Source organism: Streptomyces sp. NPDC029014 (assembly GCF_055564695.1).
The window spans coordinates 109,140-123,128 of record NZ_JBVHVT010000015.1; the positions used below are offsets into that span (position 1 = coordinate 109,140).

Below are 13,989 nucleotides of genomic sequence, written 5' to 3' on the forward strand. Positions count from 1 at the left end.
TCCGCCCGGTCCGCCCGGTGCTCCGGCTTCGCTCGGCCGTGGGCTCGACCATGCCGCGACCATGCTGGCCGGCCCGGCCGTGGTCGCCGGCGGCCCCCCGGCGCCTCCCGGGCCGCCCGGAGCCCCCGGTGCCGGTCAGCCGCCCGCACCTCCCGGCCCGCCCGGAGCCCCGGGCGGACCCGGTACGCCCGGGACGCCCCCGCACGGCATCGACCACGCCGCGACCATGCTGGCCGGTCCCGCTGTCGTCGGCGGACCGCCCGCGCCTCCCGGCCCCGTCCCGGCGCCCGCGGCACCCACCGGCGCACCCACCGTCGGCCCGGGCTACCAGGCCGTGCTCCGCTACCGCGCCCCCGACGGCTCCGAGCAGCAGATCATCCGCCGCTCGGCGCCCGGCACCCCGCACCCGGAGTGGCAGATCCTGCACGAGCTGCGCGCCATGAACGTGCCGCCGCAGCAGGTGCTCGAACTGCACACCGAGCTGGAGTCGTGCGAACTGCCCGGCGGCTACTGCGCCCGGATGATCCGGGAGACCTGGCCGCAGGTCCGGATCACCAGCGTGGCCCCGTACGGCAAGGACCACGCCGGACGCCAGGCCGGCATGCGGCACCTGCTCACCCACCAGGGCGAGCTGCACCAGGTGGCCGACGGCCCGGCGCGCCCCGCGCCGGTACGGGCCCCGTTGCCGCAGGTCCAGCTGCAGCCCGCGATCCCGCTCGATGCGATCGGTTCGGAACTGGTCGGGGCGTTCGGCCCGCAGGGCGTGTTCCGCTTCGACCAGCGGGCCGTGTCCCGCCAGGGCGTGCCGGAGATCGTGGCGCAGACCCTGGTGTGGTCGGGCCTGCCCGTCGATTTCGGGCCGTTCTTCTGGGCGCAGGCGGTGCCGGGGCAGCCGGTGCCGACGCTGGCCGAGCTCGCCGCGCAGCGGCAGGTGCAGCCCGCGTCCGACGCGGGCTCGTACCTCGTCATCGGCAGTGACTTCGGCAAGGCGCTGTGCGTGCAGTACGGGACCGCGCACATCGTCGCGGTTCCGGTCGAGGGCGGTCCCGGCGGAGCCCCGGTGCCGCCGCAGTTCGTCAATTCGAGCCTGCCGCAGTTCGCGCGGTCGTTGGCGATGCTGGGGCACATGTGGCGGCTGCGCCAACATCTGACCCCCGAACAGGCGGGCCGCTGGACCGTCGATTTCCAGGCGAACCTCGCCGGTCTCGACACCGCGGCCCTGACCTCGCCCGAGAGCTGGTGGTCCGTGCTGCTGGAGCAGATGTGGGACGGACTGCTCTGATCGGATGATCGGTTCAGTGGCCGGGCCGGGACCCTGGAACGGGGCCCCGGCCCGGCCATTCCGGCTTCTGGCCGCAAATGACGCATCCTTGACAGGAATCCCCGCGAGAGAGGCGCTCCCCGCATGGCTGCACAATGGTCCCCTCACGGACAGGGTTTCGCGATCGTACGAGGTCGCGGCTACCGGACCGACCAGGTCGACCGGTACGTCGCACGGCTGTTCGCGGGCCGTGACGAGGCATGGGAGCGGGTGGCGCGGCTGACCGTCCTCGCCAAGCAGATGGAGGAGGAGGCCGAGCGGCTGCGGGAAGCCGTGGCCTCCCTCGTCCCGCACCAGTACGAGGACCTCACCGAGCGCGCCCGCCGGATCTTCGCGCTGGTCGTCGAAGAGGCGGAGGCGCTGCACACCGAGGCGCGGGCCGACGCGACCGACGCGATCAGCGCGGCCGAGGCCTACGCCGAGCGGTCGGCCGAACTGGCCCGGCAGGACGCCGAAGCCGTCCGCGAACAGACCGAGGTCCGCGCGCGGCAGGGGCTGCAGGCCGCCGAACGGGAGGCCGAGGAACTCCTCGGGGAGGCCCGCGAGGACGGCGCCGCCTGGCGGGCCCAGGCGCAGGCCGGGCTCGTGGAGACGCGGCGGCGGGCCGACGAACTGCTCGCGGAACGGGAGCAGGACCAGGCCGACCGGTGGGACGCCGCCCAGCGGGAGATCGCCCGGCGCGAGGCTGACGCGGCCGAACGGCTCGCCGAGCTCGAACGGCAGACCGAGGCCCGCCTCGCGGAGGCGCGCCGCGGGTACGCCGAGGCCGAGGAGGCGGCGCGGCACGGGCAGGAGGACGCGGAGGCGCAGGCCGCCGACCTGATCGCGCAGGCGCGGGTGCAGGAGGAGCGGATCGGGCGCGAGACGGAGCGGGTGCTGCGCGAGCACGCGGAGGCGGAGGACGAGATGCGGGCGCACATGAGCCATGTGCGGGCCAGCCTCGCCGCGCTGACGGGGCGGGCCGCGGCGGAGGGCTGACCGGGGCGCGGCTCCGGGGCGCCCCGAGCGCCGGCGGAGCCGGGGTGACCGCCATGGGGCCATACCCCGAACGCACGCGTCCGTCAGGGCTTGTGGCGGGCGTAGTAGCGGGCCACGCGGGCCCGGTTGCCGCAGGTCGAGGCGACGCACCAGCGCCGGCGGGGGTGTGCCGGCAGGAAGAGCAGGACGCAGTTCGCGCCTTCGCACTGCCGGATCTCCCGGACCCGGGGGTCGGTGAGCAGGGCGGCGGCCGCCTCGGCGAGTTCCGCCGCGAGCCGGTCCGCGGTCGCCGCGTCACGGCGGGGGGCGGCGGTCAGGCCGGACTTCGGGGTCCAGAGCAGTTCGCGGTGGGCGGGGGCCGCGGCCGAGGCCTCGTTCAGTGCCCGCAGGGCGGCCATGGGCGGGCGTTCGCCGGCCCGCACGGCCGCGAGGGCGAGCCCCGCCGCCTCCCGTACGGCGTGCACGGCGGCCACCTCCGCCGCGCCCACCGGGTCGACGGCCGTGAGGCGCCCGGCCTGTTCGTCCAACCAGGCCGCGAGCCCCGCCGGATCGGCGATCAGGTCTCCGACCCCGGCCGGCCGGGTGTTCAGCAGGTCCAGGGCCAGTGGTTCACCGACGAGCGGGAAGGCGTTCATGCGACTAACGGTAGTTGATGCTCTTGACCCATTACATGCCCTCGGCAAAACTAATGGGACAGACGTCCTGGGAGGCATGTGATGTTGCAGCACGTGAGCCACCGCACCACCGATGTGGACGGAGTCCGCGTCGCCTACCGCGAGAGCGGCCCCGCCGACGGGCCGGTCCTGCTCCTCCTGCACGGCTTCCCCACCTCCTCGCACCAGTTCGCCCGGCTCATGGACGGGCTCGGCGACACCCCGTACCGGCTGATCGCCCCCGACCACCCCGGCTTCGGCCGCACCGAGGCCCCGGACGGCTTCACCTACACCTTCGACCGGCTCGCCGACGTCCTGGAGGGCTTCACCGACGCCCTCGGCCTCGACCGGTACGCCCTGTACGTCTTCGACTTCGGCGCGCCGGTCGGCCTGCGCCTGGCCGCGCGGCGCCCCGAGCGGGTGACGGGCCTGATCGTCCAGAACGGCAACGCCTACGAGGAGGGCCTCTCGGACGCCGCCCGCGCGTTCATCGCCCTCCGGCGGGCCGCCCCCGGCGCGGAGGAGCAGGTCCGCGGACTGTTCACCCCCGACGGCATCCGCTTCCAGTACGAGACCGGGGTCGCCGAGCCCGCCCTGCTCAACCCCGACAACCAGACCCTCGACCTGCACTACATCAACCTGCCGGGCCGCGACGACGCGCAGGCCGACCTGGCCTTCGACTACGCCTCCAACCCCGTCCACTACCCCGCCTGGCAGGCCTGGCTGCGGAACTCCCGCGTCCCGGTACTGGTCGTCTGGGGGGCGGGGGACCCCTTCTTCACCCCCGCCGGGGCCAAGGCCTACCTGCGCGACGCCCCCGACGCCGAGGTCCACGTCTTCGAGGGAGCCGGCCACTTCGCCCTCGAAACCCACCTCCCGGCCATCACGCCCCTGATCGCCGGCTTCCTCGCGAAGCTCCCCTGACCGGTCGGTGCTCCGCCGCGGCCCGCGTCAGGCGACCGCCCCGGCGTACGCGTACGGGTCGCTCCGCAGCCCCCGGGCCACCACGACCACCGCAAGGGTGCCGCCGCCCGGGGCGGCGGTGCCCTCCGGCAGCGGTGCGGACAGCACTCCCGTGTCCGCGTCGTACCGCGTCGGCAGGGCCTGCCCGTTGACCTCCACGCGGGCGTCGGGGGCGAAGCCCCCGCCCCGGACGACGGCGGCCCCGTCCGCCACCGTCACCCCGGTGATCACCGGGTTCGGCCGCGTCGCCATCTTGTTCACCAGGTACGCGCCGGCCGGCGCCCCCGTGAGCGCCCAGATCTGCGCGGGCAGTTCCGGCAGCCCGCGGCCCACGTCCGAGAGGAAGAACAGCACCACGTACAGCATGGTGACCACGCTGAGGGCCACGTACTGCAGGTCGACGAGGTCGGTGCGCCCGCTGTCGTTCGCGATGAGCTCCCGCAGCGGCCGCCGCCCCGATTCCGTCGGCCGGGCCGCGGGTTTGGCGAGGGAGCCGTTCTCCAGTCGGATCCCGACGACCGCCTTGGCGGCGATCAGGGCCACGTACGGGCCGCCGAGCAGCGGCAGGTAGACCGAGGTCAGGGAGGACAGCGGGCCGGGCCCGCCGGTGAAGTAGCGGGTGCCGCCGCCCGCGGTGAGCCCGTAGGCGAGGATCGTCAGCAGCAGCCAGACGAGGATGACCGTCCAGGCGAGCGCGAGGGCGGTCGAGGTGGACAGGCGGCCGTCGCGGCCGGTGACGAGCGCGGGGCGGCGGCGCAGCCGCCAGCCGACCGGTCCGGCGACGGCGGCCAGTAAGACGAGCGCGAGCAGTGTCGAAGCCATCTCTTCCCCCGGGTGATGACGCGGATCCCCAACCCCAGAGGTGTACTCCGGCGGCAGCGTCCATGACAAGCGCGGGCGGGTCCTACGCCTCCCGCTCCGGCAGCACGGGGAACCGCCGCGGAGCCACCAGCAGCAGGACGAGCAGTGCGGCCACGGCCGCGGCGGCCGCGCCGAGGAAGACGTGGTCGACGGCGGCGGCCACGGCCCCGCGCAGCCGGTCGGCGGCGGCGTCCGCGAGCAGCTCCGGCCGGGCGAGCGCCTCGGACACCGCGTCGAGGCTGCCGGGCACCCCGGCCCCGCCGTCCGCACCCCCGCCCCCACCCGTACCGGAGAGCCGCGCCCCCAGCGTCGCGTTGGCGACGGCCCCGAACAGGGCGGCCCCAAGGCTCTGTCCGACCTGGCGGCAGAAGAGGACGGAGGCGGTGGTGGTGCCCCGCTCCGCCCAGCCCACGGTGGACTGGACCCCGATGATCAGCGGTAGTTGGAACAGGCCGAGGGCGGCGCCGAGCAGCAGCAGGAGCAGTGCCGGCTGCCAGGGCCGTCCGGGCTGGGGCAGCAGCGGGAACGCCAGCAGGACGACGGCGGCCAGGCCGATGCCGAGGGAGGCGGTGTCGCGGAAGCCGATGCGCCGGTAGACGTGCTGGCTGAGGGCGGCGGACAGCGGCCAGCTGAGCGTCATGGCGGACATGACGAGCCCGGCGCTGACGGGGTCGAGGCCGAGGACGGCCTGGGCGTACGTGGGCACGAACACCATCGGGGCGACCATCAGCAGGCCGAGCGCGCCCAGGGCCAGGTTTACTGCGGCGATGGTGCGCCGGCGCCACACCCAGCCCGGCAGGATCGGTTCGGCGGCCCGGCGTTCGACGGCGACGACGACGGCGGCCAGGAGGGCGCCCGCGCCGAACAGGCCCAGCGAGGGCGCGGACAGCCAGGGCCAGGCGACGCCGCCCTGGACGAGGGCGAAGAGCAGGACGGCCCCGCAGGCGAAGACGGCGAGGGCGCCGGCCCGGTCGACGGGGCCCCGGCGGCCGGGGGACCGTACGGGCTCGACGAGGTGGCGGTGGACCAGCCACAGGGCGAGGGCGGCGGGCGGGACCGTGGCGAGGAAGATCCACCGCCAGTCGGCGTGGGCGGCGAGCAGTCCGCCGAGGGCGGGCCCGACGAGGGCGGATGCGGCCCACACGGAGGACATGCGGGCCTGGATCCTGGGGCGGTCCCGCAGCGGGTAGAGGTCGGCGGCGAGGGTCTGGACGGTGCTCTGGAGGGCGCCGCCGCCCAGTCCCTGGACGATGCGGAAGGCGATGAGGGCGGCCATGTTCCAGGCGACGGTGCACAGCAGGGACCCGGCGAGGAAGACGGCGGTGCCGAAGAGGAGGACGGGTTTGCGGCCGAGGCTGTCGGAGAGGCGGCCGTAGACGGGGAGGGTGACGGTGACGGCGAGGAGGTAGCCGGCGAAGAGCCAGGAGAAGACGGAGAAGCCGCCGAGGTCGCCGACGATCTGGGGGACGGCGGTGGCGACGACGGAGCTTTCGAGGGCGACGAGGGCCATGCTGAGCATCAGGGCGGCGACGACGGTGGCGGGCGGTCGCCGGCCGCCCCCGCCGGCGGGTATGCCGTCGCCGTCCCCCTCCCCGGCCTTCCCGGGCCGTCCTCCGGTGCTCTCCTCCGTACCCACAAAGATCCTTTCACTGTGCACGCACCTGCCGGAAGCACCTTCTCACCGGGCCGCGGGCGGGCGGTATCCCTCATCCGGCCCCCGTCGAAGGGTGCGGTTCCCCTAAGGGGCGCTCCTCACCAGGAGCCAGGGGTCGTTCGTCCCGGCGGAGGAGGAGGGCCCTGCCGCCGTGTCCTTGACTGGTCCGTAGGAGCGGGGTGGGGCTAACCCCCCGGTGGACACGGCGAGCTGCACCAGGGCGCCGGCCGCCCTCCGCGGCACACACTTCGGTCCGGCGGCCCGCGCCGCGCCGGCGCAGCCGCACGCACACGCACACGAACGAGGGGAAGCACCGTGACAACGGCCATTACCGAGACCAGGCACGGGGGAAGCGGAGGGCACGCGGCCGTCGCGGCCCGGGCGCGTCGGGTCGTCAAGGCCTACGGCTCCGGCGAGACGCGCGTGGTGGCCCTCGACGCCGTCGACGTGGACATCGCGCGCGGTCAGTTCACCGCGATCATGGGCCCCTCGGGCTCCGGCAAGTCCACGCTGATGCACTGCCTCGCCGGCCTCGACACGGTGACGAGCGGGCAGATCTTCCTCGACGACACCGAGATCACCGGACTGAAGGACAAGAAGCTCACGCAGCTGCGCCGGGACCGGATCGGGTTCATCTTCCAGGCGTTCAACCTGCTGCCGACGCTGAACGCGCTGGAGAACATCACGCTGCCCATGGACATAGCCGGGCGCAAGCCCGACCAGGAGTGGCTGACGCGGGTGGTGGAGACGGTCGGGCTCGCGGGCCGTCTGGGGCACCGCCCGACGCAGCTGTCCGGCGGCCAGCAGCAGCGCGTGGCGGTCGCCCGCGCCCTCGCCGCCCGCCCGCAGATCATCTTCGGCGACGAGCCGACCGGGAACCTGGACTCCCGGGCGGGCGCCGAGGTCCTCGGCTTCCTGCGCCGCTCGGTGGACGACCTCGGCCAGACGATCGTCATGGTCACCCACGACCCGGTGGCCGCCTCGTACGCGGACCGGGTCGTCTTCCTCGCCGACGGCCGGATCGTGGACGAGATGCGCGCGCCCACCGCGGACCAGGTCCTGGACCGGATGAAGGACTTCGACGCCCGGGGACGGACGTCGTGACCGTCCTCAAGACCTCGCTGCGCAACTTCCTCGCGCACAAGGGGCGGATGGCGCTGTCGGCGGTCGCCGTGCTGCTCTCCGTCGCCTTCGTCTGCGGCACGCTGGTGTTCACCGACACCATGAACACCACCTTCGACAAGCTGTTCTCCAGCACCTCCGCCGACGTCACCATCGGCCCCCGCGAGCCCGAGAAGGCCGGCGGGGGCGGGGGCGGCAACGGCGACGGCATCCCGGCCAACGGCCGCCCGCAGTCCGTCCCCGCGGACACCGTCGACAGGGCAGCCCGCGTCGAGGGCGTGCAGTCCGCCCAGGGCGCCGTCGTGTCCGTGGCCGTCACCGTGGTCAACGCCCGCAACGAGAACGTCGGCCCCACCTCCGGCGCCCCGACGATCGCCGCGAGCTGGAACGACAACGAGCTGAAGGCGATGGAGGTGACCTCCGGCCACCCGCCGCGCGGCCCGACCGAGGTGATGGTCGACGCCGACACCGCCAAGAAGCACAAGCTGAAGATCGGCGACGAGCTGCGCGCCATCACCGTCACCGGCGACTTCCGGGCGCGGATCAGCGGCATCACCACCTTCAGGGCGACCAACCCCGGCGCCACCGTCGTCCACTTCGACACCGCCACCGCCCAGCGCGAACTCCTCGGCGACGCCGGCCGTTTCACCCACGTCCACGTGACCGCCGAGGACGGCGTCAGCGACGACCGGCTCAAGGCCGACCTGTCCGCCGCGCTCGGCGCGGACGCCTTCAAGCTGCAGACCGCCAAGGAGGCCGCCGACGCGTCCCGCAAGGACGTGGGCTCCTTCCTCGACATCATGAAGTACGTGATGCTGGGCTTCGCGGCCGTCGCGTTCCTCGTCGGCATCTTCCTCATCTTCAACACCTTCTCGATGCTGGTCGCCCAGCGGACCCGCGAGATCGGCCTGATGCGTGCCATCGGCGCCGGCCGCGAGCAGGTCAACCGCTCCGTCCTGATCGAGGCCCTGCTGCTGGGCGTCGTCGGCTCCCTCCTCGGCATCGGCGCGGGCGTGGGCCTGGCCGTCGGGCTGATGGAGCTCATGGGCGGCATGGGCATGAAGCTGTCCACCGACGACCTGACCGTCCTGTGGACCACCCCGGTCATCGGCCTCGTCCTCGGCGTCGTCGTCACCGTCGTCGCCGCGTACGTCCCGGCCCGCCGCGCCGGGAAGGTCTCCCCGATGGCAGCCCTGCGCGAGGCGGGCACCCCCGGCGACCGCAAGGCCGGCGCCGTCCGCGCCGTACTCGGCCTGGTCCTCACCGGCCTCGGCGTCGGCGGGCTGCTGCTCGCGGCGCGCGCCGACGAGGCCGCCGCCGGCTCGCTCCGGCTGGCCGCCGGCGTCGTCCTCACCCTCATCGGCTTCATCGTGATCGGGCCGCTGCTCGCGGGCGGCGTGGTGCGGGTGCTGTCCGGGGCGGTGCTGAAGCCCTTCGGGTCCGTCGGCCGGCTCGCCGAGCGCAACGCGCTGCGCAACCCGCGCCGCACCGGCGCCACCGCCGCCGCACTGATGATCGGCCTGGCGCTGGTCGCCTGCCTGTCCGTGGTCGGCTCGTCGATGGTGGCCTCCGCCACCGAGGAACTCGACAAGTCGGTCGGCGCCGACTACATCGTCCAGTCGCAGAACGGCCAGCCGCTGGTCCCGCAGGCGGAGAAGGCGATGCGCGGCAGCCCGGGCCTCGACCACGTCACCGCCTACCGGATCGTCGGCGCCCGGGTGACCGCCCCCGACGGCGCCACCGCCGAGGAGAGCATCAGCGTCACCGACCCGTCCTACGCGGACGACGTCCGCCGCACGACGAAGGCCGGACGGCACGCGGACGCGTACGGCCCGGGCGTCATGTCCGTCGGCTCCCTGTACGCGGACGAGCACGGCGTCAAGGTCGGCGACGAGCTGACGGTCGCCTTCACCGAAGGCTCCACCGCCAGGCTGAAGGTCGCCGCCGTCACCGACGACGACGGCAACCTCGACAAGGGCGCCCTGTACGTCGCCACCGCCACGGCCGAGCAGTACCTGCCGGCCGAGAAGATGCCGCGCCCGTTCATGATGCTCGCCAAGGCGGTCGACGGCCAGGAGTCCGGCGCGTACACGGCGCTCAAGGACAACCTGGCGGCGTACCCGCAGTACCAGGTGCTCGACCAGACCGACTACAAGCAGGTCCTCAAGGACCAGGTCGGCACGCTCCTGAACATGGTCTACGGGCTGCTGGCCCTCGCCATCATCGTCGCCGTCCTCGGTGTCGTGAACACCCTGGCCCTCTCGGTGGTCGAGCGGACCCGCGAGATCGGCCTGATGCGCGCCATCGGCCTCTCCCGCCGCCAGCTGCGCCGCATGATCCGACTGGAGTCGGTGGTCATCGCCCTCTTCGGCGCCCTGCTCGGCCTGGGCCTGGGCATGGGCTGGGGCGTCGCGGCCCAGAAGCTGCTCGCCCTGGAGGGCCTGCGGGTGCTGGAGGTCCCGTGGCCGACGATCATCGGCGTCTTCGCCGGATCGGCCTTCGTGGGCCTGTTCGCCGCGCTCGTCCCGGCCTTCCGGGCGGGGCGGATGAACGTACTGAACGCGATCGCCAGCGAGTAGGGCGGTCGTCACGGGGGTGCGCAGGCCCGGCGACCCGAAAGGGTGGCCGGGGCCTGCGCCGTACCCCCGCCCCGTGCCGTACCCCCGCCCCGCGCCGCCCGCCGGTGCCGTCCGTCGCCGTTTGCGGGAGGTCCGGTCGGGGCCGCGGGCGTAGGGTGGGAAACCCCGGCCCGCATGCGTGTCGGGCCCTTCGCGTTGCCCCTCCACCGGACGGAAAGCCTCCTTCATGAGCCTGCACGGACTGCTCGACGCCGTCACCCGGGACCCCGCCGTCGCCGAGGCGGTCACCGCGGCCGGGGACGGCAACCGCATGCACGTGGACCTCGTCGGCCCGCCCGCCGCCCGGCCCTTCGCGATCGCCGCGCTGGCCGCCCGGACCGGCCGGACCGTGCTCGCGGTCACCGCCACCGGCCGGGAGGCCGAGGACCTGGCCGCCGCCCTGAGGTCGTTCCTGCCGCCCGAGGAGGTGGCGGAGTACCCCTCCTGGGAGACGCTGCCCCACGAGCGGCTCTCGCCGCGCAGCGACACCGTCGGCCGGCGCCTGGCCGTGCTGCGCCGGCTGGTCCACCCGAGCAAGGACGACCCGGCTGCGGGACCCGTCTCCGTCGTGGTCGCGCCGATCCGCTCCGTGCTCCAGCCGCAGGTCAAGGGGCTCGCCGACCTGGTGCCCGTGAGCCTGCGGCAGGGCGGGAGCGCCGACCTCGGCGAGGTCACCGAGGCCCTCGCCGCAGCCGCGTACGCCCGCGTCGAGCTGGTGGAGAAGCGCGGCGAGTTCGCCGTCCGCGGCGGCATCCTCGACGTGTTCCCGCCCACCGAGGAACACCCGCTCCGCATCGAGTTCTGGGGCGACGAGGTCGAGGAGATCCGCTACTTCAAGGTCGCCGACCAGCGGTCCCTGGAGGTCGCCGAGCACGGCCTGTGGGCCCCGCCCTGCCGCGAGCTGCTGCTCACCCCGCAGGTCCGCGAGCGCGCCGCCGCCCTCGCCGAGGACCACCCCGAGCTGGGCGAACTCCTGAACAAGATCGCCGAGGGGATCGCGGTGGAGGGCATGGAGTCCCTCGCGCCCGTCCTCGTCGACGACATGGAACTGCTCATCGACGTCCTCCCGGCCGGGGCCATGGCCGTGGTCTGCGACCCGGAGCGGGTGCGCACCCGGGCCGCCGACCTGGTCGCCACCAGCCAGGAGTTCCTCATGGCCTCCTGGGCGGCCACCGCCGGCGGCGGTGACGCCCCCATCGACGTCGGCGCGGCCTCCCTGCGCGGGATCGCCGACGTCCGCGACCGGGCCCGCGAGCTCGGCATGATGTGGTGGTCGGTCTCCCCGTTCGCCGCCGCCGAAGCCGAGGACCTCGCCGCCGACACGCTCAAGCTGGGCATGCACGCCCCCGAGACCTACCGCGGGGACACCGCCCGGGCCCTCGCCGACACCAAGGCCTGGCTCGCCGACGGCTGGCGCACCGTCTACCTCACCGAGGGCCACGGCCCGGCCGCCCGCACCGTCGAGGTCCTCGGCGGGGAGGGCATCGCGGCCCGCCTGGAGGCCGACCTCGCCGCCCTGGAGCCGCACCTGGTCCACGTGACCTGCGGCTCCCTGGCCACCGGCTTCGTCGACCCGGCGCTGCGCCTGGCCGTCCTCACCGAGACCGACCTGACCGGGCAGCGCACCGCCACCAAGGACCTGGGCCGGATGCCGACCCGGCGCCGCAAGTCCGTCGACCCCCTCACCCTGGAGGTCGGCGACTACATCGTCCACGAGCAGCACGGCGTCGGCCGCTACCTGGAGATGGTCCAGCGGACCGTGCAGGGCGCGACCCGCGAGTACCTCCTCGTCGAGTACGCCCCCGCCAAGCGCGGCCAGCCCGGCGACCGCCTGTACATCCCGACCGACCAGCTGGAGCAGGTCACCAAGTACGTCGGCGGCGAGGCGCCCACCCTGCACCGGCTCGGCGGCGCCGACTGGACCAAGACCAAGGCGCGCGCCAAGAAGGCGGTCAAGGAGATCGCCGCCGACCTGATCAAGCTGTACAGCGCGCGAATGGCGGCCCCCGGCCACACCTTCGGCCCGGACACCCCCTGGCAGCGGGAGCTGGAGGACGCCTTCCCGTACGCGGAGACGCCCGACCAGCTGACCACCATCGCCGAGGTCAAGGAGGACATGGAGAAGTCCGTCCCCATGGACCGCCTGATCTGCGGCGACGTCGGCTACGGCAAGACCGAGATCGCGGTGCGGGCCGCGTTCAAGGCCGTCCAGGACGGCAAGCAGGTCGCCGTCCTCGTCCCGACGACGCTCCTCGTGCAGCAGCACTTCGGGACCTTCTCCGAGCGCTACAGCCAGTTCCCGGTCAACGTGAAGGCGCTGTCCCGGTTCCAGAGCGACACCGAGTCCAAGGCCACCCTGGAGGGCCTGAAGGACGGCGCGGTGGACGTCGTCATCGGCACCCACCGGCTCTTCTCGCAGGAGACCAGGTTCAAGGACCTGGGCCTGGTCATCGTCGACGAGGAGCAGCGCTTCGGCGTCGAGCACAAGGAGCAGCTGAAGAAGCTGCGGGCCAACGTCGACGTGCTCACGATGTCCGCGACGCCGATCCCGCGCACCCTGGAGATGGCGGTGACCGGCATCCGCGAGATGTCGACGATCACCACCCCGCCGGAGGAGCGGCACCCGGTGCTCACCTTCGTCGGGCCGTACGAGGAGAAGCAGATCGGCGCGGCGATCCGGCGCGAGCTGCTGCGCGAGGGCCAGTGCTTCTACATCCACAACCGGGTCGAGTCCATCGACCGGGCCGCGGCCCGGCTGCGCGAGATCGTGCCCGAGGCGCGGATCGCGACCGCCCACGGCCAGATGTCCGAACAGGCCCTGGAACAGGTCGTGGTGGACTTCTGGGAGAAGAAGTTCGACGTGCTCGTCTCGACGACGATCGTCGAGTCGGGCATCGACATCTCCAACGCGAACACCCTCATCGTCGAGCGCGGCGACAACTTCGGCCTCTCCCAGCTGCACCAGCTGCGCGGCCGCGTCGGCCGCGGCCGCGAGCGCGGGTACGCGTACTTCCTCTACCCGCCGGAGAAGCCGCTGACCGAGACCGCGCACGAGCGCCTCGCCACCATCGCCCAGCACACGGAGATGGGCGCGGGCATGTACGTGGCCATGAAGGACCTGGAGATCCGCGGAGCCGGAAACCTGCTCGGCGGCGAGCAGTCCGGCCACATCGCGGGCGTCGGCTTCGACCTGTACATCCGGATGGTCGGCGAGGCCGTGGCGGACTACCGGGCCGCCGTGGAAGGCGGGGTGGAGGAGGAGCCGCCGCTGGAGGTCAAGATCGAGCTGCCGGTCGACGCCCACGTCCCGCACGACTACGCGCCGGGCGAGCGGCTGCGCCTGCAGGCGTACCGGTCGATCGCGTCGGCGAACTCGGAGGAGGACATCAAGGCGGTCCGCGAGGAACTCACCGACCGCTACGGCAAGCTGCCGGAGCCGGTGGAGAACCTGCTGCTGGTCGCCGGCCTGCGGATGCTCGCCCGGGCCTGCGGGGTCGGGGACATCACCCTCCAGGGCAACAACATCCGCTTCTCGCCGGTGGAACTGCGCGAATCGCAGGAGCTGCGCCTCAAGCGCCTCTACCCGGGGACGGTCGTCAAGGCCGCCGCCTCCCAGGTGCTGGTCCCGCGGCCGAAGACCGCCAGGGTGGGCGGCAAGCCGCTGGTCGGCCGCGAGCTGCTGGCCTGGACGGGCGAGTTCCTCACCACCGTCCTCGGCTCCTGACGCCCCGGGGGGGGGGGGGGGGGGGGGGGGGGGGGGGGGGGGGGGGTGGGTTGGATGAGATTTGGTGTGGGGGGGGGGTGGGTTGTCTTCTTGTG

Annotated in this window: 9 protein-coding genes; 6 read left to right on the plus strand and 3 right to left on the minus strand. The window is 73.8% G+C overall.

The genetic code is table 11. The annotated features are described in order from the left end of the window. A partial coding sequence (locus ACZ4VL_RS11035; RefSeq protein ID WP_468198355.1) for an SUKH-4 family immunity protein occupies positions 1–1,282 on the plus strand: 1,282 nt, incomplete at its 5' end. 123 nt (positions 1,283–1,405) lie between these two features. Then, positions 1,406–2,299 carry a cellulose-binding protein gene (locus ACZ4VL_RS11040; RefSeq protein ID WP_468198357.1) on the plus strand — a complete coding sequence of 298 codons (894 nt, stop codon included), beginning with the start codon at positions 1,406–1,408 and terminating at the stop codon, positions 2,297–2,299. Positions 2,300–2,382: 83 nt separating this feature from the next. Here ACZ4VL_RS11040 and ACZ4VL_RS11045 read toward each other — a convergent pair whose 3' ends face one another. Beyond that, positions 2,383–2,934: a CGNR zinc finger domain-containing protein gene (locus ACZ4VL_RS11045; protein WP_468198359.1), complete on the minus strand. Its 552-nt coding sequence runs from the start codon at positions 2,932–2,934 to the stop codon at positions 2,383–2,385. An 81-nt stretch (positions 2,935–3,015) separates the two neighbouring features. Here ACZ4VL_RS11045 and ACZ4VL_RS11050 point away from each other — a divergent pair, with 81 nt between their 5' ends. Further along, on the plus strand, positions 3,016–3,876 hold the full coding sequence (locus tag ACZ4VL_RS11050; RefSeq protein ID WP_468198361.1) for an alpha/beta fold hydrolase: 861 nt from the start codon (positions 3,016–3,018) through the stop codon (positions 3,874–3,876). A gap of 27 nt (positions 3,877–3,903) precedes the next feature. Here the strand turns inward: ACZ4VL_RS11050 and ACZ4VL_RS11055 are convergent, their stop codons facing one another. Beyond that, positions 3,904–4,737: a hypothetical protein gene (locus ACZ4VL_RS11055; protein ID WP_468198363.1), complete on the minus strand. Its 834-nt coding sequence runs from the start codon at positions 4,735–4,737 to the stop codon at positions 3,904–3,906. 82 nt (positions 4,738–4,819) lie between these two features. Further along, complete coding sequence (locus ACZ4VL_RS11060) at positions 4,820–6,412, minus strand: MFS transporter (protein WP_468198364.1); 1,593 nt, start codon at positions 6,410–6,412, stop codon at positions 4,820–4,822. Positions 6,413–6,745: 333 nt separating this feature from the next. Between ACZ4VL_RS11060 and ACZ4VL_RS11065 the strand changes: the two genes are divergently transcribed. From ACZ4VL_RS11065 to mfd, 3 genes are all read left to right on the plus strand, one after another. After that, a complete protein-coding gene (locus ACZ4VL_RS11065; RefSeq protein ID WP_468198366.1) occupies positions 6,746–7,534 on the plus strand; it encodes an ABC transporter ATP-binding protein in 789 nt (262 codons plus the stop codon). After that, complete coding sequence (locus ACZ4VL_RS11070) at positions 7,531–10,131, plus strand: ABC transporter permease (protein ID WP_468198368.1); 2,601 nt, start codon at positions 7,531–7,533, stop codon at positions 10,129–10,131. The genes ACZ4VL_RS11065 and ACZ4VL_RS11070 overlap by 4 nt, the downstream gene beginning before the upstream one ends. Before the next feature lie 226 nt (positions 10,132–10,357). Next, positions 10,358–13,894 carry a transcription-repair coupling factor gene (gene mfd / locus ACZ4VL_RS11075; RefSeq protein ID WP_468198370.1) on the plus strand — a complete coding sequence of 1,179 codons (3,537 nt, stop codon included), beginning with the start codon at positions 10,358–10,360 and terminating at the stop codon, positions 13,892–13,894. Positions 13,895–13,989 lie beyond the last annotated feature (95 nt).

Excerpts from the sequence above, each read along its gene's own strand:
- ACZ4VL_RS11040 (WP_468198357.1), top strand. The coding sequence starts at position 1,406 with ATGGCTGCACAATGGTCCCCTCACGGACAGGGTTTCGCGATCGTACGA.
- ACZ4VL_RS11045 (WP_468198359.1), bottom strand. The coding sequence starts at position 2,934 with ATGAACGCCTTCCCGCTCGTCGGTGAACCACTGGCCCTGGACCTGCTG.
- ACZ4VL_RS11050 (WP_468198361.1), top strand. The coding sequence starts at position 3,016 with ATGTTGCAGCACGTGAGCCACCGCACCACCGATGTGGACGGAGTCCGC.
- ACZ4VL_RS11055 (WP_468198363.1), bottom strand. The coding sequence starts at position 4,737 with ATGGCTTCGACACTGCTCGCGCTCGTCTTACTGGCCGCCGTCGCCGGA.
- mfd (WP_468198370.1), top strand. The coding sequence starts at position 10,358 with ATGAGCCTGCACGGACTGCTCGACGCCGTCACCCGGGACCCCGCCGTC.